The 20,506-nt window shown below is 53.5% G+C and carries 11 protein-coding genes and 1 pseudogene; all 12 read left to right on the top strand.

Annotated elements, in window-relative coordinates; all coding sequences use genetic code 11:
* Positions 1 to 209: 209 nt before the first annotated feature.
* Positions 210 to 775, top strand: a pseudogene (locus tag GH769_RS29050) (IS5/IS1182 family transposase); the annotation flags it as partial.
* 808 nt (positions 776 to 1,583) lie between these two features.
* Positions 1,584 to 2,462: a putative phage abortive infection protein gene (locus tag GH769_RS09550; protein WP_029290798.1), complete on the top strand. Its 879-nt coding sequence runs from the start codon at positions 1,584 to 1,586 to the stop codon at positions 2,460 to 2,462.
* Positions 2,463 to 2,609: 147 nt separating this feature from the next.
* Positions 2,610 to 2,921, top strand: coding sequence for a hypothetical protein (locus GH769_RS09555; protein ID WP_029290800.1), 312 nt, complete (start codon positions 2,610 to 2,612; stop codon positions 2,919 to 2,921).
* A gap of 148 nt (positions 2,922 to 3,069) precedes the next feature.
* Positions 3,070 to 8,355 carry an AAA family ATPase gene (locus GH769_RS09560; protein WP_153649621.1) on the top strand — a complete coding sequence of 1,762 codons (5,286 nt, stop codon included), beginning with the start codon at positions 3,070 to 3,072 and terminating at the stop codon, positions 8,353 to 8,355.
* A gap of 396 nt (positions 8,356 to 8,751) precedes the next feature.
* Positions 8,752 to 9,006 (top strand): hypothetical protein, encoded by a 255-nt coding sequence (locus tag GH769_RS09565; RefSeq protein WP_153649622.1) that lies wholly within the window; start codon positions 8,752 to 8,754, stop codon positions 9,004 to 9,006.
* On the top strand, positions 8,999 to 10,186 hold the full coding sequence (gene avs1a, locus GH769_RS09570) for an AVAST type 1 anti-phage system MBL fold metallo-hydrolase Avs1a (protein ID WP_029290804.1): 1,188 nt from the start codon (positions 8,999 to 9,001) through the stop codon (positions 10,184 to 10,186). Before GH769_RS09565 ends, avs1a begins: the two co-directional genes overlap by 8 nt.
* Positions 10,176 to 15,980, top strand: coding sequence for an AVAST type 1 anti-phage system protease Avs1b (gene avs1b / locus GH769_RS09575; RefSeq protein ID WP_153649623.1), 5,805 nt, complete (start codon positions 10,176 to 10,178; stop codon positions 15,978 to 15,980). Before avs1a ends, avs1b begins: the two co-directional genes overlap by 11 nt.
* A gap of 19 nt (positions 15,981 to 15,999) precedes the next feature.
* Positions 16,000 to 16,251: an AVAST type 1 anti-phage system protein Avs1c gene (gene avs1c, locus GH769_RS09580; RefSeq protein ID WP_175581887.1), complete on the top strand. Its 252-nt coding sequence runs from the start codon at positions 16,000 to 16,002 to the stop codon at positions 16,249 to 16,251.
* A complete protein-coding gene (locus GH769_RS09585; protein WP_029290810.1) occupies positions 16,241 to 16,549 on the top strand; it encodes a hypothetical protein in 309 nt (102 codons plus the stop codon). Before avs1c ends, GH769_RS09585 begins: the two co-directional genes overlap by 11 nt.
* Before the next feature lie 336 nt (positions 16,550 to 16,885).
* Complete coding sequence (locus tag GH769_RS09590) at positions 16,886 to 18,055, top strand: dsDNA nuclease domain-containing protein (protein ID WP_029290812.1); 1,170 nt, start codon at positions 16,886 to 16,888, stop codon at positions 18,053 to 18,055.
* Positions 18,052 to 18,600, top strand: coding sequence for a hypothetical protein (locus GH769_RS09595; protein ID WP_153649624.1), 549 nt, complete (start codon positions 18,052 to 18,054; stop codon positions 18,598 to 18,600). The genes GH769_RS09590 and GH769_RS09595 overlap by 4 nt, the downstream gene beginning before the upstream one ends.
* The gene (locus GH769_RS09600) at positions 18,597 to 20,504 is read left to right on the top strand and encodes a hypothetical protein (RefSeq protein ID WP_153649625.1); all 1,908 of its coding nucleotides are present in this window, start codon (positions 18,597 to 18,599) and stop codon (positions 20,502 to 20,504) included. Before GH769_RS09595 ends, GH769_RS09600 begins: the two co-directional genes overlap by 4 nt.
* Positions 20,505 to 20,506: the final 2 nt, after the last annotated feature.

Genomic DNA, 20,506 nt, shown 5'->3' on the forward strand with positions numbered 1-20,506 from the left:
GCTCATGTATGTTTTCTGAAGTACAGGCCTACATGAAGGTAGCTGAGGCGTTTGGTTGATTCGCGGTGCGACTGCTTATTGATTTGCTACCGCGCTCCCAGCTTCCAAGGGAGCTAAGACTCTAAGTCTTTGCTTTTAGAAAACATCCCATCCGGCAGCAGCCCACCTGCTAGCTACGCGAGCACTTGAGGCGCAACAGATGAAGGTATGCTGATCTGCAAGAATCGACAGCCCCTGAGCCAAGTGCCGTGCGGCTGGAAGAGAAAATCGGCAAGCTCGAAACTCAAATTAAGGAGCTTCGGGCGCACGAAGTCCAGCTCAACGACTCTCCGGTCACACAGGTTTCACTGACCGATCCAGACAGCCGTCGATACCCAACACCATTTGATCGTTGCACATGAGGTCACTAACGTCGGTCCCGACTGCGATCTACTCAGCTCGATGGCCATGCAGGCCCGCGAGGTTGTAGCTTCAGAAAAATTTCTGTCGGTAGTGGCTGATCGAGGTTACTTGAAAAGCGAGGAGATTCTTGCTTGTCACGATGCAGGCATCAATGCCTATGTGCCCAATCCAGATGACCTCTGGAGCCAAAGCGGATGGGTGTTTCAATAACGATGCCTTCATCTATGACGCGGCAAAAAAAGAATATATTTACCCGGACGCAGAAGCACTGATTTGGCGTTATACCAACGTTGAAAAAGGCCTGACGCTGCACCATTACTGGAGTTCGAAATGCAGGGGCTGCGCAATGAAACCGCGATGCACGTCGAATCGCTGCGCCCGTTTATTGCTTCGAAGTGATCAAACAACCAATTCGACCGTCCAGAGAGGGTTAGAGACTCTCAGGCAAGCCAAAAAACATTTTGACTGGGCTCTAGCACAGTAGTTTCAGCTTGAAAGAATCTTAATGTGCCCCCAATTTTGCCCCCGCTCACATACCGTAGGCGAGCGATCACGAATGGCGATTCCTGACGAAATCCAGTATGGCTCTGGGTGACTTTCAGTGTGCGTCCATCCACCCTAAGGGGGAGTCGCGGTTAGGAGCTCATCATACTCGGCCAATGCCTAGTGCTCCTCGAGAATGCAACTCGGTCAGTGAACCTCCACTGCCTGCATGGCGTGCTAGGGGGCAAGTGCTTGAATACTCGGTCCAGACCATACTTTTCTCAAGAATCCAATCACTTAGCTGTGGTTGGATTTTTTGTTTTGTCGCTTACTGTGAAATCATATTTTGTCGCCACTTTTTGCTCCGCTGATATTTTCCGCACCATACATCTATCGGTGTGAGAGTTTTCCTAGCCAGTCATTCTTGGTCTGCGAGATGGTTGATGACAGCCTGGACCCGTGCTGCGCTGGCAGGCTCGGACGAGAAAGCCGGTCGGTCGCACGAGTAGCCCAGCTGATGCAATTTGCCTACTTGGAGATGAAATAGCGCGAAGGCGCCATCCGCGGGCGCTGTAGGTGTTCCTCTAGCAGTGCTCCGCCCCAAGCTCGATTGTGCCGCTCCTAATAAGTCTTGGCGTCGGTTTACGCCGAGGATGAGGCATAGCATTATGATGCCATTCGAAAGCAGGAGCATTAGTATGGCAGCTTGGATGGCGAGGTTAATGAATAGGCCATTTCAATGGTTTGAGTCTTTCGTTAAACCAGGAGATGATCTTGGCGTCAAAGGACTATATCGAATTTTTATTTTCGCATTATTAGTTGTTTCGGCGATTTTTTTAATCGATGTGGCATTGACCCTCTCCACAAATAAGGAGAGCGAACCAAGTCACGGGGTTTTTGGTGATTTTTTTGGCGGAGTGGCCAACCCTTTTTTGACGTTCCTTACATTTATGGGCTTGCTTCTGACAATAGTTGTTCAGAAAGTGGAACTAAGAGATTCAAGGGAGGAAATGAAGCGCTCCGCAGATGCTTTGAGTGAGCAGGTAGTGGCCTTCAGGAAGCAGAGCTTTGAGGTGACTTTTTTGAAAATGCTCGAGATTCACTCCGCGCTTACCCAGTCGATAGATCTGTTGTTAGTAAAAGCCAACAAGACCGTCACCGGGACAGACTGTATGGCTCGCTTCCATTTGAGGCTAAAAACAAAATACCGTAGTAAATTTAAAGGCAATGGAATGTCTTTTGATGGCATGACACTGCAAGGTATGGAGGAACTAAAATCTATGTATGTTGAGTATTGGGAGCCTACTAGAAAAAATTTGCATAGCTGGCATGAAAGCCTTTCAGTAATTTTGGGATATATAGAGTCGGAGTCCAGTTCAAATGAACCCTACCTGTCGATGGTATCTGCTCAGCTATCGGAATATGAAAAAATATTAGTTTTTTATCATGTTGCTCTTCACGATCAAGCTCGGTTGAAAAAGCTGGTTTTAGAGTTGGGTTTTTTGAGAAACTTACCCGCTGATCTTCTCCTTCATAAAAGTCATATGCAGTTGTTGCCGACGACGAGTTTTTTGTAGGACGACTGCAAGCGAGCGGGGTTGGTCTCTCGGAAAGCTAGGGTGCATCATTAGCCCGCAAGGTGTCTAAAAAATGGGCGTGATTTAGACCTCTCGAGCATGGTGTATACATTCGGCTGCCCAATCTCTGAATGTGCTACGAAACCGATGCGCAGTGATGACTCTGTCATTGCTATCACGCGGGCCTTTGCCCTCATCTTCGAGGTCTCTATGATCCACGCGACGCAGGGTCATCAACATGGCTATGTTGCTAATCGGTCCGTGCTCCTGGAAACAGTCGCGAGCTGCTTTGGATTCGTGGGAGCCCGTTTAGCTCAACTGCGGGGCACGTTGCAGAGCAAGCGTCAGCCAGCCGTAAACCTGAAGATCGATGGCTCGCAACGGCGCGTCGATCTGAAGGTGGATAATATCGACATAGCCTACCTCATGGGCAAACTGCAATGGTTCATCGACCACTGACAGCAAGGTTCAGAAACTCTACAATTCTCATCTTGGCCCTCACTGTATTAAGGGGGGTTAAGGCGTAAGCCCTGCATCGGTTTTGATCGAGCATTTCGTAGCGCTCACTTGCTGAAACCCAAAGAATTCAAAATCGAAAGGACTCTTCATGACTGCAGGTAGCAGAAGCCAATCCACCTCCACGGAACTGACTGGTGGGGCAGGATTCAACTACGAAGACCAAGTAGTGGCCTACTACCTCGTGGCGCTACTGCTCGAAGGACATGCGGCGGGATGTACCGGGGTGGTCAGGTCCGTTGCGGTACAGCAGGCGGCCGATCATCCGATGGATGATCTTATCGTGGAGATGAAGGACGAAGCCGGTAAGCGAGTGCTCGGCCTGCAAGTAAAACGTTCGTTGCGGCTCACTGCGGCGGCTAGCAATTCAGATTTTCTCAGCACTATGACTGCCGCTGCCGCTACCCGGCGGCTGCCGACTTTCCAGGTCGGCCGCGATGCCTATGGCTTTGTGACCGAGCATGTTGCGGTGGCGAGTTACCGTTCGATCAACCGGTTGATTGACTGGGCCCGCGCAGATGTCTGTGGAAAAGATTTTGCTAGGCGCTTCGAGGTCGGGGGAACTGCGGCCGCTTCAGAGCGTTCTTTGCGGACAGAACTGCAGCCGTTGACTGAGACACAGACAAAGAACGAAGAAAAGGACTTCTATCAACACCTTGTAGCACTGCGTATTGACGGGCTCGGTGAGGGCGGCATTTATCGTGGCGCCGTAATCACCCAGTTGAAAGGGGTGATCGCTAGCGATCAGGAAGGGCTTGCAGAGTTGTTGTTCAATCGGTTATGCCAGATCGCAAGCGATGGGGCTGGGCAGGCTAGAAAATGGACGCGAACGACACTTGTGCAGCAGTTGCGGGGCGCAGTGCCACTCCGGTGCGCTCCCAGCTATGTCGCGGACCTTGACCTGATTCAACGGTATTCTACGGACGGCATGGCTGACATCCTGGAGGATGTTGGCAGTTACCACGTCGAGCGACCCAGTGTTGCCAAGGAAGTTGCTGCACATCTAGAGAAGTTTCGGCTGGTAAATCTAACGGGCTTGCCTGGTTGCGGGAAATCGGTGGTTTTAAAGCAGTTCGTTAAGACTGCCTCCGCGAAGGGACCATGCCTATTCATCAAGTCTGACCGATTGTTCGGAAATAGCTGGTCAGCATTCTCCGCAACCTTGGGCCTAAGGCATGCCGCAGAAGAAATCCTTGCTGAAATCGGGAGCACGGGTACACCGATCCTGTTTATCGACGGCATTGATCGCGTCCCTTTGGATCGTAAGGGCATCATCATTGATCTGCTGAGGGTCATTGAAACCCATGAGACCCTCAGCAATTGGAGAGTCTTAGCAACATCTCGGGACCAAGGGTTAGAACCGTACCGAGCATGGTTTCCAAGCAGTTTCTATCACGATGACGGGATTGGCGATGTCTTTGTAGAACCCTTTTCGGATGCGGAAGCCGGTAGGCTGGCGGACCAAATTCCAGCACTCCGTTCGCTGCTAAGTAACTCATCTGCGGTGAAGGAAATTGCACGGCGGCCTTTTTTCGCCGCAGTACTAGCGAGAAACAGCGCAACAATTCAAGGCTCAGCGCTGCAGACAGAAATTGATCTGATCGCAGCCTGGTGGTCCCGTGCAGGCTACGATGCATCACCCGATTCCGCTTACGTAAGGCGACGCGCCATCCTCGATCTCGCGGAGAAAGGTGTAGGAGAGTTGGGTAAAAGTGTTCGGCTTCGCAGATTAGAGCCTAGTACCGTGTCCCAGCTAGCCTCGCTCAAGGCTGACCTCATTGTTCGCGACCATGATGATGGAGCGGCCGTCTCTTTTACCCACGATATTTTCTTTGAGTGGGCGTTTTATCAATTGTTAATCGATCTTGGCCCTGATTGGCACGGCGCGATCGGTGAAGCCGGCGAGCCCCCCTTACTCGGTCGAGTGGTGGGATTACTCGCCCAGCGGAGCCTGGGTGTTCCGGGACAATGGACGCAAGGATATCGTTTGCTGGAGAGCAGGCCACTGAGGCCGCAATGGCGAAGAGTCTGGCTGACCGCGCCCCCTTTCACCGCAGCCTTCATTGCAGAAGGCACACAAGCAGAATTCACTTCTGCCATGCAGAAGGTCGATTTCCAACTCTTAGAAAAGCTTTTAGTGTGGTTTCAGGCGGAGCACACTATTCCCAACCCCGTGGTATTAGAGCGTGCTGGAGGTGTTGAGGACGGGGAGGACTCCATACGTATTGCGCACCTTCTGGGTTGGCCTTCGGATGTCAGAAGCTGGGGCCGGCTCATAGATTGGTTGTTATCAGTTGCCGATACATTGCCCGGTCGCCTGATTCCATGTGTGGTGGATGTTTTTGAAGTATGGCTGAACATGTGGGCCAACCACGGCAACAAGCGCACCCGCGGTATCGTGGCTCAGAGTAGCAATTGGCTGCTGCATCTTGAAACCTCGAACCGTGCTGATTCAAATCACCGGAAATGGGTCGATCTTGGCCGTGACGCCATCAATCAGCTCGCCGTTTCTCTTCGCCGCGCTATCCTACGAAGTGCAGCTGCATTCCCTCATGCAGCCGTTGAGCTTTACACGCGCGCAGCGGATACCGAGCACTTACGAGATGATGCATACAGTACGCTAATGGCATACACACACGTTATGGCGTCCGTTAATCCAGAGGCCGTCGTTAAACTAGCCAAAGCAGAGTTGCTGGACGAGTTGCCTGGTGATCGCTTTGCACGCGAGGAAGAGGAAAGTCGAAGGAGCGCCGAGCGCAGGAAAGCCATACGCGCAATTCCTGAAGAAGAACGATCTCCTAAGCAACAGCAACTGCTGGGCCATATGTTTCACTCCTTGGGCCAACAGCTTCCGAAGATCGATGAGTCAGGCATCAGAAAATACCACCGCTACTACTCTGATCCCTCGGCTCTGCACGAGCCGTTTGCCAGCCTATTTGCCCACGCCCCTGATCAAGCTCTCGGGCTCATAAACGATATGTCCAACCACGCAGTGAAGGGTTGGCGGCAGGTTCATGCACTCCGGGATGACCTGAAGACTCCCGTGCCAGTCATACTGGAATTTCCTTGGGGCGTGCAGGCTTTTTGGGGCGATTGGCCAGTCTACAGCTGGTCTCAGGGCCAATTAGGCGCCGCCCCGCTCGAATGTGCATACTTGGCGCTTAGCTATTGGGCATTCCAACAACTTGAACATGGCCGGCCGACAGACGAAATCATCCGGCTGATCGTAGAAAACTCAGATGGTATCGCTGCTCTTGGATTGGCCCTGGTTATTGCACTTGAATCGCTTCATGTGTCCGAAACCACGTTGGTATTGGTAGGCTGCCAAAGGCTCTGGCAGCATGACCTAAAAAGGGTGGTCCAAACGCCTACCTTGGACATCGACATTTTTGGACTCGGCCTGGAATCAAGGTTGATGGGGGACAAAGCCCAAGCCCAAGCTTTTTTGAAAGCACGGAATAGTCGGAAACGTAATGTGCGGCAACTCGCAGCAGCTTTTGCGATGACGGGTAATGATCAGTTACGTGATCGTTTTCGGGTTGCCCTCGCCGCATTCCCAACCGCGCTCCCTTTCGAATTTGAAGAAGACGCTAATGATGCTCTCACCACCAAGCGCTTTATGGAGTTAGCAGTGCTGTGGGCGGGACAAGGTGATAGTGATAACTACCGAGCAGTTCCAACACAATCGGGCCTTACCGAAATTTTGTATGAGTCACCAGTGCCATTGGATACAGAGCAACAGATAAGACTGGAGGAGACGACGGCGTTTCTTCACGCATCGAGCGTACTTGATTGGGCAACCCGATCACTCGAGCAAAATGCGTTACAGCCTCGCTTAAATCTGGAGCGCGCGATTGCATTTGCCAAACAATACGACACCGATGAGATGTTTGAGGTGCGTTACGACGTAGGTGATCATGCGGTGCAGAGTGCGATTTCCTGCATTGCCGCATGCGTCATACGGCTTGGCTCAGAGGAGAGCGGGGAGCTTGAGTGGGCTTGGGAGGTCATGGGGCGCGTCTGGAATATGCGGGAACGCCCTCTAAATGGCTCGCAGGTTTCATGGCATCCGTTTAACCACCTAATTGTGGCGTTGGTGCATAAAAGGCAAACCGATAGCCTGGATGTCGATGCCGTTACAGCGTTAATCGATCTGACCTCTCATCCGCTGGAGGGTGTTTCGGCTCTGGCTTTTTCAGGATTGTTCCAAGATCCTGACCTGGCAGTAACTTGGGTGTCTGCCCAGTTAGCCATGCGGATGGCCGTTCGTTGGCGCTCGTCCTGGACACCCAAAGATGGCCACGACCATTCCAGAGACCGCATCAATCGTGATCAGTCTCTGCTGCTCGCCCATGAAGCGCTTTCTGAGGCACATCCTACTCAGTTCCCAAGTATGCCAAAGCCCTGGGAGCAGTTATCAGAGGCTATGGGTAAGGAGGGCGATCAGGTCCTGCGTGATCCTGACCCATTCTTTGACTGGCATTTTGCCGCGGGAATCTTTAAGTACTTCCCCGTTGAACGGTGGTGCTCTTCAGATGTGTATGGGGATTTTTGGCAGTCGGCGCTTGGTGACCTCGCAGCATGGACGGCTTCGAGGCTGGTTCCACCCATGCCTGAAGGAGGGAAAGAACATCACCCAGAGGAGTACGACTGGCATACCTCACTCGGTGATTTGTTTGCTCGCTCAGCACCACTAGTCGAAGAGCGATGGTTCATCGATTCCTGCTTAAGGCCGTTTTTAGTGCCAGAGCGGAATGCACTTCAAATGCTAAGCCGTATCGCTCAGTCCTTGACGATCCGCCATATTGTAGGTGCTCCCGTCATTCCCTCGAGCACTTTGCCGTTGTTAGACATGTGTACTGAAAGGCTGATCAGTGATCGGGCGTTTTCAAAACGAAATGATGGTTCTGTCCACGATAATGCGTTGTCACGACTCATCGATGCGTTGCTGTTTGTAGCGACAGAGGATAAGCCAGGTGCGAATCGATTCGCGAACGGCAACTGGTCAGAAATCGAGGCAGTCATGCCATTGATTACTAAAATCATGTCCTCCATCGGTTGGTCGTCGTATGTAATGGGTAAGTTTTTGAGCCTTTGTGAACGAGCTGCAGATGTCTATCCTTTGGATGCGTTCATCCATCAGGTGTCAGCTGCACTTGAATCCCTTGAGCGGGCCCACGGAAGCTGGACGGGCTCTACACTACCAGCACGTATTGCTGCTGTTGTACAGCGCCTCGCCGACAGGTACTTCCCTCTCGATCAGAGCCAGTCGCTTGGCTTGCTGCGTATACTCGACGCGTTGATCGATCTAGGTGACCGTCGCAGTTGTGCCTTAGAGCAAAGTGAAGCGTTCAGAGCTGTACGCAAAAATTGCTGACTGTGTGTCGCCAACAAAGTGAAGGCTCCGCCCGTGTCCGATCAGTTCAAGTTCGCTTGCTCCCAGAGTAAATCTAGTGAGTTACCTAAGCTCATTCGATTTCGCTTCACTCTAGGACGGACCAAACGAGCTTCAGCCGCAGGGTTGGTTGTTGCATTCACTGCTGTGCCGCGAGGCCTCGTGCGAGGTTAATCCCTAAGCTATTGCGTTCATTCTCCCGGACGGCCTCCTGGGGGTGGCGACGCAACATCACCGGCTGCCGGATAATCACCTGCAATCCGGGCAAACGCCCGGCGAACAGCAACGCTACACCCGTGATGTCCAGGGGGCATTGATTGTGGTGGATCGATAAATCTGATATCACGGTGCGATCGCGTCGAACAAGGAAGATGACGTATGCATTTGCGTCGCATCACTATCAAGCGTTTCAGGAAGCAGCAATTTCAGGCGGTGACCGCGGTTGGTTTAGAGGGCAGCACATTTCCCAAAGGAAATGAGAAAACAGACGTTAAGTGGCTAGAAAACGCAGGCCGCCGATTTTACGTAAGGGTGGCTTGCGCTAAAAGGCAGGCCCACTCCCTGTATGTCTGGCGTAGTTCGCAATTCACTTCTGCTATTGGTCTGTCCACTGGTTGCCCCGCTTATGCTTGAGTTGAAGATGTATCCGGCCAAAAACGGCGATGCCTTTTTGATCAATGCTAACGGTCAGTACGTTCTGATTGATGGAGGTTATGCCAGCACCTACACGTCTTGCATTTCCCCCGACTTGGCCATGCTAGCGGAGCGGGGAGAGCGTCTTAGTCTGGTGGTCTGCAGTCACATCGACGCAGATCACATCGGTGGGTTGTTGGCCTTCTTCGACGATAACGGTGATCCCGGTTCTCGTAGGATCGAGGTTGACGCTGTCTGGCACAATAGTCTGCGTTCGGTGCCGTACACGTCTGATGGACCAGACCTGGGCGATCATGCTGGCGTTCTACAGGCCTTTAAACGCCGCGGTTTTCCTGTGCCGCCGGCGCTTTCCCCTAATCCTATCGGGGCGAGCCAAGGAAGCTCCTTGGCTAAGCTTCTCAGATCCAAGGGCTACCATTGGAATCATAGTGATGGCTCTCGCTCGATCGATAACCGTTGTGCTCCTTACACCTTGGGCAACCAGGTGCAACTGGAAGTACTGGGGCCTACCCTTGAGCGATTGGAAGCCCTAAGTAAACTGTGGTTACAAGAGATGCGTCGGTTGGGCTACCGGGGTAAGCCTTTGAGCAACGATTTAGTAGACGACGCTTACGAGATGTGGTGCAGCCATGCAGCGCAACAATCGCGCGTACCCAGTGTTCGCCCCATTGCTGCTCGGCGCGATCGAACCCTCGCCGATGCCTACACACCGGATACGGCAAGAGCCAATGGCAGCTCCATTGTGTTGGTGCTTTCTGCTGGCTCGGCTTGTGTGCTCCTATTGGGCGACGCTTGGGCCGAAGAAGTTGTCGAGGCATTGCAACGACACTACCCGGGCGCTCAGGGCTTGATGTTCAGTGCGATTAAAGTCGCTCACCACGGGAGCCTCTGTAATACCAGTCCGGAACTCCTCGCGTTGATCGATGCGCCTTGCTACCTCGTTTCCTCCAACGGAAGCAGGCACTGTCATCCAGACTTCGAAGTCTTGGCAGCGATCGTAGATCGACCTGCGACTTTTGAGCGCAAGCTCTATTTCAATTATGAAACCGCATCCGTGCAACGGCTGCGGAGTCACTCATCACAATCCGGGGCGCGCTTCAGTGTTCACGTCGTCAAGGATGAATGGATTCAATTAGGAGACGTCAACTGTGGCGGATGAAGTGGTAAAACAAGCAACTTGCCGTGTCAGCAATGCCCACGAAGAAGGCACCGGCTGGCTTATTACCCCCTCACTCGTATTAACGGCCTTTCACTGCGTTGAGGCGGCTGTAGCTTCAGGCGCAGACATCATCGTTCAGTTTGGCTCCGGCGACGCATCGTTGCAGCATAACGTGACGGTTCAGGCTCAAGATGCAGACCTGGATATCTGCCTTCTCCGTCTACCTATCGAGCATCCATTTGAACCACTAGTAATCAGCACCCGGCGGCTCAGGGGCGGTGAAAAATGGTCCGCATTCGGCTATGCCGTGCACAAGCTTAACTTGGGCCACTTACTCAACGGCGGGATCCAGCAAGCATTAGACGAACTCGTTCATGGGGTCGATCTAGATCTATCAGTCAGCCCGGACACCCACCTGACAGATTATGGTGGTCTCTCTGGCGCGGCGTTGATGGTCGAAGGGGAGTGCCGCGGAATGTTACGCGTAAGCGTCAACACTGCGCTCGCGGCAATAAGCTTCCACCAGCTATCTCCTTTCCTCGAAGCCAATGGTGTACTGGCAGACGTTGCCTCAGTTGAGGTACAACGTATGCCTTTTGGTACTCGACCCGAATTCGACCGATTGCTTGAAGAACGCTTGGCCACACTCGAGAACGGTTACTTGGTCATGGAGGGGGCCCATGGTATCGGCAAGTCAACCTACTGCCGGCAATTTGAACCTGTTAGTAAGTCGCTCGAAGTGTTGGGGATATACGCGCTATCTGAGCGGGGGCGCGGGATCACTCCGGCGCATCAGGCCCAGCCGGAAGTATTTTTCGATTGGATCAATTCACTGTGGTCGAGTGCGGTGAGCGGAAAACCGGCGCGTTTGCAGGAGCTCTCTTATCCAGAGCTGATCCGAACCAGCCATAAACGAATCCAGGATCTGGCACACCGCCAAGCGGCAGTGGGCAAGGTCGGTGTCATTTTTATCGACGGTCTGAACGAAGCCGCTAGCGTCGGCACGGACGCTCTTCAACGACTCGTCGCGCTAATACCACCAACGTTACCGACTGGGTTGGTGATTGTCATAACCGTCGCCGGCTTGGATGTACATGCAGCGAGCATGGGCGGTTTGTTACAGGGTGCTGCTCGTTTGACCTTGCCCGCACTGGGGCAAGACAGTCAACAAGAGCTGTGTACAGAGTTACTCGACCCGACCGTAGCAACTTCAAAGCTAGTTAGCCTGTTGTGTGACCGGGCAAAAGGGCATCCGCTGTACCTGCGCTACCTTACTGATATGGTGAACGACGGGGCAAGCGAAGCCGATATTATCCAGATGCCGGCATTCAGCGGCACCATTGAAGACTACTATGAAACCTTGTGGGGACAGTTGCTCACCGACCAGGATGCGGTGAATTTGCTGGGGCTTGTGGCGCGCCTACGCTGGGGACTCCCCACCAAGGACCTGGTCGCGATGCTGGAACCAGCCGAGAGCATGGTATATGTCCCCACGCTCGCGAGAATCCGTCATCTGTTTTCTGAAGCGGGAAATACCGAGATTTACCATGCTTCGTTTTCAGAGTTCATCAAGCATAAAACCTCTACGGTGGGGGAGCGTCTACAAGAACGGCTGGCCGAGTTTTGCTACTTGGTCCAGAGCGGAGACTATGGTCAGCTGAATCGGGTTTACCACGGGTTGTTGGGCGGCACAGCGGGGCAAAAACAGGCAATCCAGCACTGCCAACAAACCTGGGTGGACACCTCGGTCACGCTCGGTGCCGAACCGGACGTACTCTTGGGAGACATTGAGGCTACGCTTACCGCAGCGACTCAGATCGGTGCCGCCCAAGATACGATTCGCTTGCTGCTGTTGTCGCAACGCCTGACCTTTCGTTACAACACCCTGTTTACCCAAGCCGCTGAACAAGTGGCCTTGGCCTTGTGCGCGCTCGGGCATACCGACCAGGCGCTGCGCCATCTGATTCGCAATGGTCGTCTTGTTGCTCCTCCCCTCGGTACTTGTGCAGTCGTTCATGCTTTGATTCGGATGGGCAGTACAGCGCAAGCCATGCAGCTGATTGACGCAATGCATCAATCATTGGATTCGGTTTTTGAAAATTTTCAAGCGACAGGCAGCATTGAAACGGATGTGTTTCTCCAGACCGTAATGCTGCGCCTGCATGGATTGGCATTGGAAAGCGCAGCTGGTGGCGAACCACCCGTAAACCCTATCTTAGCAGCGGCGATACGACAGGTCCGCGCTGTCCCTGAGGCTTTCGGTGAGATCGACTTGGGCGAGGTTATCGCCAATCTGGGCGGCAGTTTCTACGGGGCAAAGTTATGCCTGGAAGGACTGTATACCCCGATTGCGCGATTGCCTTTGACAGCTATTCCGCCTGAGGCAGTGGTCTCGACACTGCTCGGCGTGCTCAATCATGCCAGAATCAATTCGCATCTGTATGGCATACCCTTGTCTGCAAGCATGGTTGGACCATTGCTCAGTGATCTGGACGAGGCTAGTCAACGGCTCGACCAACCTACCGAATTATCTTTAAGCACAGTCAATACTTTGATTGAAAGCGGGGCATCACCGCAGCTCATTAGCAAGTGTGGGGGTCCCACTCTCACCAAAGTCCAGCCATTGATGTTGTATTCGTCCAATCGCGCACGACCGGACCTTACGGGATTCCTAGAATCGTACGAGCTGTGGCGGGCAGCGGACTTTCTCAATGAAAGCTATCAGGAACCGGCGATTGGCTCAGAGGTTGGGGCCGACTGGGAGGCGTGGTTACGCTCGCTGGTGGCTTCCGTCGCCTGGGCGGATGGCACCGCCCGCCGAGCAAAAGCCATTAATGACGCGCAAGTACTGGGTCAGGTGTGGTCGTACTTATCGGACCGCGTTCTGCCGAACATGACGCGTCCTTTGAGTGAGCGCATGCACTGGAAGCACGCCTATGCCATACCGGAATCCATTTTCCCTGCGCTGTTCCAGCGATTGGCAAAACTGCTGGTGGAATGCCTGCCACAATTCGTCGGCCAGTTGTTAACGGTACTCAAGCAGGGGTTTGCCGAGCAACTGGGCCTATACAACGAAGGGTTTCGACAAACATTGGCCATGGTGGCGGATCAGTTCATGACCATGGAGCTGCAACCGACTATCGCCGATGCGCTGTTTGACTTGCTAATCCGGTGGCGTGATTTCGTCCAGACAAACGTCGAGAACCGCTACGAGCTCATTCCTGAATTACTGCGTATTGTCCCATTACTGAAGCGACTGGACGCGGAGGAAGAGGCGGTCAAAACTTATCAGACGGTGTTGCGCTTCTCCATGGGGCCCAGTTGGTATAAGGAGGACCAGCTTTCGCTCATGTCCAGCACGCTGGCAGCGCTGCCAGCGGCTACATCGATACCGACCGCCTCACTGCAGCAAATTGCTGCGTATCTTGAACGTGCAAGCGGGGAGATGACATTCCAGCGCTATGTGCGGGCAGATAAGGGCAACTTCATAGCTCAACTATGCCGACGAGCCCTGTACAGCCAGGCTGTTGATTACTTCAAGCACCAAACATGTGGAACGTCGCCCCAACTTTATGAACAAGCGGCAGCAGGGGGCTTGGATCGGGTGGCGCCGTTGACCGGCATGCATTTCCCGGGAGGTGCGCTTGAAGAGCAGGCCGCATTACTCTCGCTGTTATGGGAAACGCCCGATAGTCTAGATTGGCGGTTGTACTGGGCTTTGTTGGAGGTCTTTCAAAGTGGTGATGACCGTCATCTTGACGATTGGGGGATGCACTATGCCCGGTTAATTAGCGCCATGGTTGTCGGCTCTGATGACCTAAAGTGGGCGGAGGGGCGCGTCCGAACTATCTCGCAGAATATGAATGCCGAACGATCGCTCCGCCTGCTACGAGCCTTGGTTGCCGCCTTACCGACGACACATACAGCTATTTTTGAGCCTGTGCTTGCGATTATTGAGACGAGCGCAGGACCTGAACCCTTTGAGCAGTTCACAGACAGCTTCAGTCGTGCCGCCGCCACTGCTCAGCCCACATCGGCTGAACCTGAGTCGGAGTCAAAGGCAGAATCTGTTGGCGACACCTCGGTGGAGGAGTCGCTTTACCAGCCCGGGCTTTTTGGAAAGTTCTCGTTTGATGAGCAGGCGCGCGTCGAGTTGCAAACCGCGCTAACGCTCAAGCGTAGGGGTAATACTACCGCGGCAGTCAAAGCAGCGGTTCGCGTATTGCAGACACTGCAGGATGGCGGCTGGTCCGTCTGGACGAGCAACCACACCGGATCAGCCGCAGAAAAAATAATACAAGACGCGGTTCCAGAGGCTGACGCCTTAGCCAGACTGTATGGTCCCCTGGCGCTAGAAGAGCGCCATGTTCGACGTTGGCTGATTGCGTCGCACATGATCGATAAGGTGGCCAGCAAGCTGAACGCGGATCAACAATGCACGCTACTCCACCATGCTATCGAGCACGTCGGCCACATGGTCGGAGAAAACGCGACGCAGGAATTTGAGTATCTGGAAGGCGCAACCACGAGTGTAGAGGTAGCGTTATTCGATTTTTTCTTGTGGACGCTCGATCATCCATCTTGGGAGCGGCGGGATAGCGCGGCAGCTATGTTGCTTTGGTTAGTGAGCACGGGAGAGACCTATTTTGTTCCCGTTATACGGCTGGCGTTTTCGATGGATTCACACAATCGGGCCGATCTCGCTGCAGCAGTCTTGGACGTATTGTCCCGCCGCAATCCTGTGGCCTTGTGGGAGCGCCTTGCTCCGCATCTCGATCTAGCTATGCTGCTCGTCGAATGTCGACACGTATCGCGCCTGGCCATTCTTTCCCGGATCGTTGATCGTGCCGCAGAGCAGGATAGCACCACCGCGCAGGCCGCACAGACCACTCTAAATACCGTCCTAGACCAGCAAGCCACTGAGCCATCTGACGATCCGATCGCTCCGCCGAGCCACTTCCCACAGGGGCTGCGTTCGCAGTGGGCTACATTGGCAAGGCTAGGTCTGATTACGGCAAGCACGCGGAACAAAACTGAAGAGGTGCTGGCGCAACTCTGCTCGCCGCTGTCGACGGAGGTCACACATCTCTTGGAGCAGCGTGTTGCAGAAAACTTCAGAGAGCCGGAACAAATCCCGACGGGCCGCTGGGCGAACAAAGTCCGTTATGCGTTCAATCTCGGCCTTTACCAATCCATGTCCCGCGAGCAGTTGCACGTCATCGAAGAACTGTTACGGTGCCATAACCCTAACCATTGTGCAGCACCTCCGAATGGTCATCAGTTTCTCTCTGACCTTATTGCATCGCTCAAGATGCGCTCGCTAAAGGGCTTTCGGCCATTCAGTCAGGGTTTAGTTTTTCTCGACGTGCAATGTGTGATCGAATTGAATGGGGAAATTGTCACCGTTGAGCTGCTGGCCCATCTCCGCTCACCCGATCCTCGGCAGTCACCTTTCGTATCGCTTGAGGGGTTCAAGGCCAACCAGGATGCGCCACAGGCGCCTGACGGGCAGATGGCAATTTGCGTTCGCGCTCGGCCTACGGCGGCCTATTTTGCGTCGCGCACGCCTTCCGTACCGACGCGCAAATTTCTTCAGTTGATCGGTGTCAGTGAGTCAGCCACCGTTCGCTATCACTGGCGTGATGGTAGTACGGTCGCGGCGAACGGGGGCAGTCGTCGCTGTGAGGCGGCCATGCTTGCCATTCATGAAGGTGCTTTGACACTTCCGCCTGGGTGGAATATCGGCTGGGAGCTTCGGCTGAATGGAAAAGTCTGGGCAGTAATGAAGTCTTGAGAGAAAGGAGATTTAAATTATGGCTACTTTTGATACGCCAGAAACCCGGGCTGATTTTGAGGAGCGGATGGGAGTCCTGGTAGAAATGTGCCGAACCGGCCGTATGCGCTTTGTCGAAGGAGTAGGGGGGTATGACAGCATCTCTCGGGTCAGATATCTGCCCAATGGCAGGGTCGATTTCCTCAGTATTGACGAGTCTGCTCGCTTGCAAGCGAATATGGCTCATCAAATGCCAACGTTCGCCCCCTCATTTGATTCCGATGAAGATTGAACCCACCATTCACAATTCATACGAGATGATCATAACGGCTTGCCATAAAAGGATTACATCAAATAGCCCCGCCGTGCAGCTCGCCGACGTGATGATCGGCGCGGCTATCGAGATGGCTCAGAGGATTACTGGCCGTATCAGCAATGGGCTTGAGCCGGAAGCAGTGCTGAGGTTGTATGCCGATGATCAGCTTATCCATATGCTGCCCTCGTTAGACATTGAAGACCAGATCGCATTTCGCGAGGTAACTCAGGCGTCAGCCCTGATTGATTGCTATGCCAAACATTTTTCCAGCTAGCGAACCAATGGGGCAAAATTTGTCCGAATAGGTATTGAATGAGCATTCGCCTTGGATCCTGATCAGTCGGCAATGAGACGTGTGTATTGACGTTCCGTGAGAGCCTATAAAATCTAAGGTCGCTCACCGCCCTACGTCAGTTTCGCCAGTTTCACTGTGCCAGATGTCGCGCTGAGGACCGTGACCGTCTCATGCCTTTCTTTTCTGGCGGCCAACTGCTTGCGAGTCTAGGGCTCACACAGGCACACTCCTGTAAAGCCGAAACGGCCCTCAAGCGTTAAGTTGCCGCAACTTATCGAGCGGCATCCAGGGAAGGGCGAAAAATGGAAAAAATTGATGACCGTTATTGACGATACCCTGCCTGGGCCCATTGTCTGGCCATCTATAGACGAAATCCCTCCACAAGAAGAGGGAGGCCCAATTGCCAGAGCTGGCTTCAGTTATCAGGATGAAGTTGCCGTTGGCTTTCTCATTGAGATGCTGCGCTCTTCAGCTATCGTAAAGGTTCATTGCGAATCGCACGATGACATTCTAATAGTTCGATGTATCGACGGTATTCGATATGCCGAGTTTGTCCAGGTCAAAGGTAACCAGCTGGACCAGCTATGGTCCGTAGCCAATCTCTGTACTCGCAAGAAAGGCTTAGGGACTTCGATTTTTGAGGTTTCGCTAGCTCGTGACCGGCACGATCTACCTTCTCTCTTCAGGTTGGTCACCCATAGGCCCGTAGCGCCTCCACTTCGCGTTTTGACATATCCGCTCGGCTCGCTCGGACGAGAATCAGATGGGAGTGCTGTAGTTGCGCTGCAGGCCGCAATTAGCGAGTACCACCCTGACGCCAAATCGCCGAAGGGCAACGACACACAGTTTTGGATTGAAAATTGCGTCTGGGACATTCGAAACGACCAAAGCAACATCGCCAATGCAAATCTGATCAAATTGATCGAACTATCTGCTCTCGATAGTCGTTGTTTACTTCCTGAGCAAGCTCAAGTGTTACTCACAGAATTACGGGAATGGGCAAAAAGGGCTGGAGAGGCGCGATGGACTCCCGATCGTGACAAGAAGGTCATAGCGCGCGATGAAGTTTGCGCTTGGTGGGAGCGGCGTACAGCAGAAATTCGCGACGGAGCCGCAGCGCCCGGAGGGGGCAAACTCTCACACAAGCTCGATGAAATCGGTGCTGGCAGCGAGATGATAGCGCTTGCTGTTGAGTTGAGAAGAGACTATGCCGCGCTGATGAGGACCCCTCGTTACATGGAAGCGGACGAAACAGCTGAGCTCCAACAGCGGGTTAAGTCGGAAATGATGCGTTTGCGAGCACGATATTCTGCAGGGCACCTGGACATCGACGGGGTGGAGTTCCTTTCACTGTGCTTGGACCGCCTGGACGAAGTGAACGAAGCACGGCCTGACAGTGAGCAGGATCGCTCGGCCTTCTTACAGGGATGTATGTACGACATCACAGATCGATGCTTGCACCGATTTGGGAGACCACTACGATGAAGTCACTCGAACGCTTGGGTAGCCGTGCAGTGAGCTTGCCGCTAGCGGCCGACGACGTCATCGAATTTCATATGGCAAGACTGCTGCTGCTCTTGAAACTATGTGGGACCGCAGGCCGAATTGACGGTTTGACTAAGATGGCAAAGCTAGACTTCTTCGTTAGATACCCAGACTTCTTCAATGTCGCGCGCGATCAGTCGGTCGGAACAGTGGGGAGTGATCACGCTGTCGAATCAGCCATGGTGCGGCATCACTATGGTCCTTGGGACAAGCGCTACTATCACGTGCTGGCAAATCTGGAAGCAAAGGGATTGATTTCGCTGACTAAAGAGAAGAACTCATATCAAATCGCCCTGACCGAACTCGGGCAAAGTCGAGCGAAACGTTTGCTCGGTCTTCCATCCTTTGAGCCAATTGTGGATCGTATGAAGGATGTAAAGCGCGCTTTTGGCGCTCGCAGCGGCTCCTCGCTCAAGCAGATGATTTACAAAGTCTTTGATGAAGAAGTTGGACAGCGTCGTCTCGGCGAGGTGATCGAGGCATGAGCGCCCCCTACCTTTCGATCGCGCGATTGTCTCGACGGCTCACTACCGGCACCACGGAAGCACTAACTTTCCAGCCAGGCGTCAATCTACTGATTGGCCAGCCCAATACGGGCAAAACAAAGTGGCTGCAGATGCTTGATCATCTGTTGGGTGATCCATCTTCCTTTGAGTCCACGTTCGATGAGCAGCTCTACGAGAAATATGACGCGATCAGCGCCGAGCTTGTAATCGGCGAGCAAATGCTGAATGTTGAGAGGCGCTGGAAAGAGCCTGGTAGCAAAAGCAAAGTATTCGTTGATGGCGAGCCGCTGTCACCTCGCGATTTTCAGCATGTGTTGCTCGACAAGCTGGGCATTCCGTTGTTGCACTTTCCGAAGGGCAATCCCTTCTCGGGCCAAACGTGGCCTGAGCTCAGCTTCCGGATGTTATTGCGCCACATCTATCGACAGCAGCGATTCTGGGGTGGGATCGCGGATCAGCAGATCGACGCAGAACAGCATGCCTGCATGCTGCAGTTTCTCGGGCTCGCCGAGCATATCTATACCGACGAGTATGGAAAGTTGGTAGAGATGAAGCTCACTGCGGAGCGACTCAAAGCGCGTCGTGAACAGTATGGCGCTACGCTTAGTGAGCTCGCCGGCGACCTTTTGACCGCTGAAGGCCTCGATCTGACAGTAAATTCAGAAATGGTCCGACTGGCAGAAGAGTGCATCATTGGGAAACTCGACGACCTGCACGTCCAACGCAACAGGACGCTCACCTATGGGAGGGATAAAGTTGTTGCGACCGAGTCGCGTGGTCGCATCGATGCATTGAGCGAAAAAAGGGCGACTCTCATCATAGAACGGGAGGAGCTGTTTATTCAGGCCAAAGCGACGAATGAGCGCCTTGAGGAAATGAAGCGCTACCGCGACGATCTAAATAATGAGCTGGCTCGGCTGCATCGTGCAGAAGATGCAGGCGCAGTTTTTGCCGACTTGAAAGTCACGCATTGCCCCGCATGTGATCAGCCCGTCGCGGCTCAAGCTGTCGCCGACGTTAGCTGCCATCTGTGCCATCAGCATCTGCCGAGCGACCCGATGGTTGAGGGCATGGGCGCTGCACGTCTGCAGTTCGAGAACGATCGGCTCACCGGTGAGATGCACGAAGCGGAAAGCTTACTCGATGTTTTGGAACGGGAGGCAATACGACTTGCCCGTAGGCACGAGACACTCAATGAGCAACTCAAGGCTGCTGAGACTGAGCTTGCGCCGGCACGGCAAGCGGTTTCCGCCCTGGTCAACGAGGATCTACGCGCGATTGACATGTCCATGGGTGAGCTAAACGAGCGGCAGTGCCAAGTACAGCGTCTCAAAGGGGCGCTCGAGTTGGGTGAGCAACTGACCGCACAGATCCAGGAGATGGAAACTACCATTGAGCCGTTGCAGGATCAGGTCGACGCAAAGATGCGTACGACGGATTTTAGTCATGGCGAAGAAATGCTCGCGGCAGGTATGTCTACTTACTTGAACTCACTTAACACCCTAAAACCCAAAGTCTGGCGGCACAGCGCACCAGACGTGAATCTTTCCCGGTCAAGCTTCAGCATCAAGGTTGGCACCAGACGGTGGAACTCTGCTTTGGGCGGGACGGACACTTTGTATTTCCTGATGTCGTACCACTACGGCCTTCTCTCGCTAAGTGCCACGCCTGGGTATCACTACCCGGGCTTGACGATTATCGACCTCCCCGGAGACTTTCTGGGAGAGTCGGTCGAGGACAAAGAGAACTTTATCGTTCAACCTTTCATCGACCTTTTGGGCCAAGAAGCTTATGCGGGAGCGCAAGTCATCATCACGGGTGCTTCCTTCCAGGGCCTAGAAGGCGTTCATAGGAACAAACTCACCAAGCCTTATGTTGGGTGACG

The sequence above is a fragment of the Pseudomonas sp. CFSAN084952 genome (assembly GCF_009648855.1).
In the GTDB taxonomy this organism is placed as follows: domain Bacteria; phylum Pseudomonadota; class Gammaproteobacteria; order Pseudomonadales; family Pseudomonadaceae; genus Aquipseudomonas; species Aquipseudomonas paracarnis.

Excerpts from the sequence above, each read along its gene's own strand:
- GH769_RS09550 (WP_029290798.1), top strand. The coding sequence starts at position 1,584 with ATGGCAGCTTGGATGGCGAGGTTAATGAATAGGCCATTTCAATGGTTT.
- GH769_RS09565 (WP_153649622.1), top strand. The coding sequence starts at position 8,752 with ATGCATTTGCGTCGCATCACTATCAAGCGTTTCAGGAAGCAGCAATTT.
- GH769_RS09560 (WP_153649621.1), top strand. The coding sequence starts at position 3,070 with ATGACTGCAGGTAGCAGAAGCCAATCCACCTCCACGGAACTGACTGGT.
- GH769_RS09595 (WP_153649624.1), top strand. The coding sequence starts at position 18,052 with ATGAAGTCACTCGAACGCTTGGGTAGCCGTGCAGTGAGCTTGCCGCTA.
- GH769_RS09600 (WP_153649625.1), top strand. The coding sequence starts at position 18,597 with ATGAGCGCCCCCTACCTTTCGATCGCGCGATTGTCTCGACGGCTCACT.
- avs1a (WP_029290804.1), top strand. The coding sequence starts at position 8,999 with ATGCTTGAGTTGAAGATGTATCCGGCCAAAAACGGCGATGCCTTTTTG.
- avs1c (WP_175581887.1), top strand. The coding sequence starts at position 16,000 with ATGGCTACTTTTGATACGCCAGAAACCCGGGCTGATTTTGAGGAGCGG.
- GH769_RS09585 (WP_029290810.1), top strand. The coding sequence starts at position 16,241 with ATGAAGATTGAACCCACCATTCACAATTCATACGAGATGATCATAACG.
- GH769_RS09590 (WP_029290812.1), top strand. The coding sequence starts at position 16,886 with ATGACCGTTATTGACGATACCCTGCCTGGGCCCATTGTCTGGCCATCT.
- GH769_RS09555 (WP_029290800.1), top strand. The coding sequence starts at position 2,610 with ATGCGCAGTGATGACTCTGTCATTGCTATCACGCGGGCCTTTGCCCTC.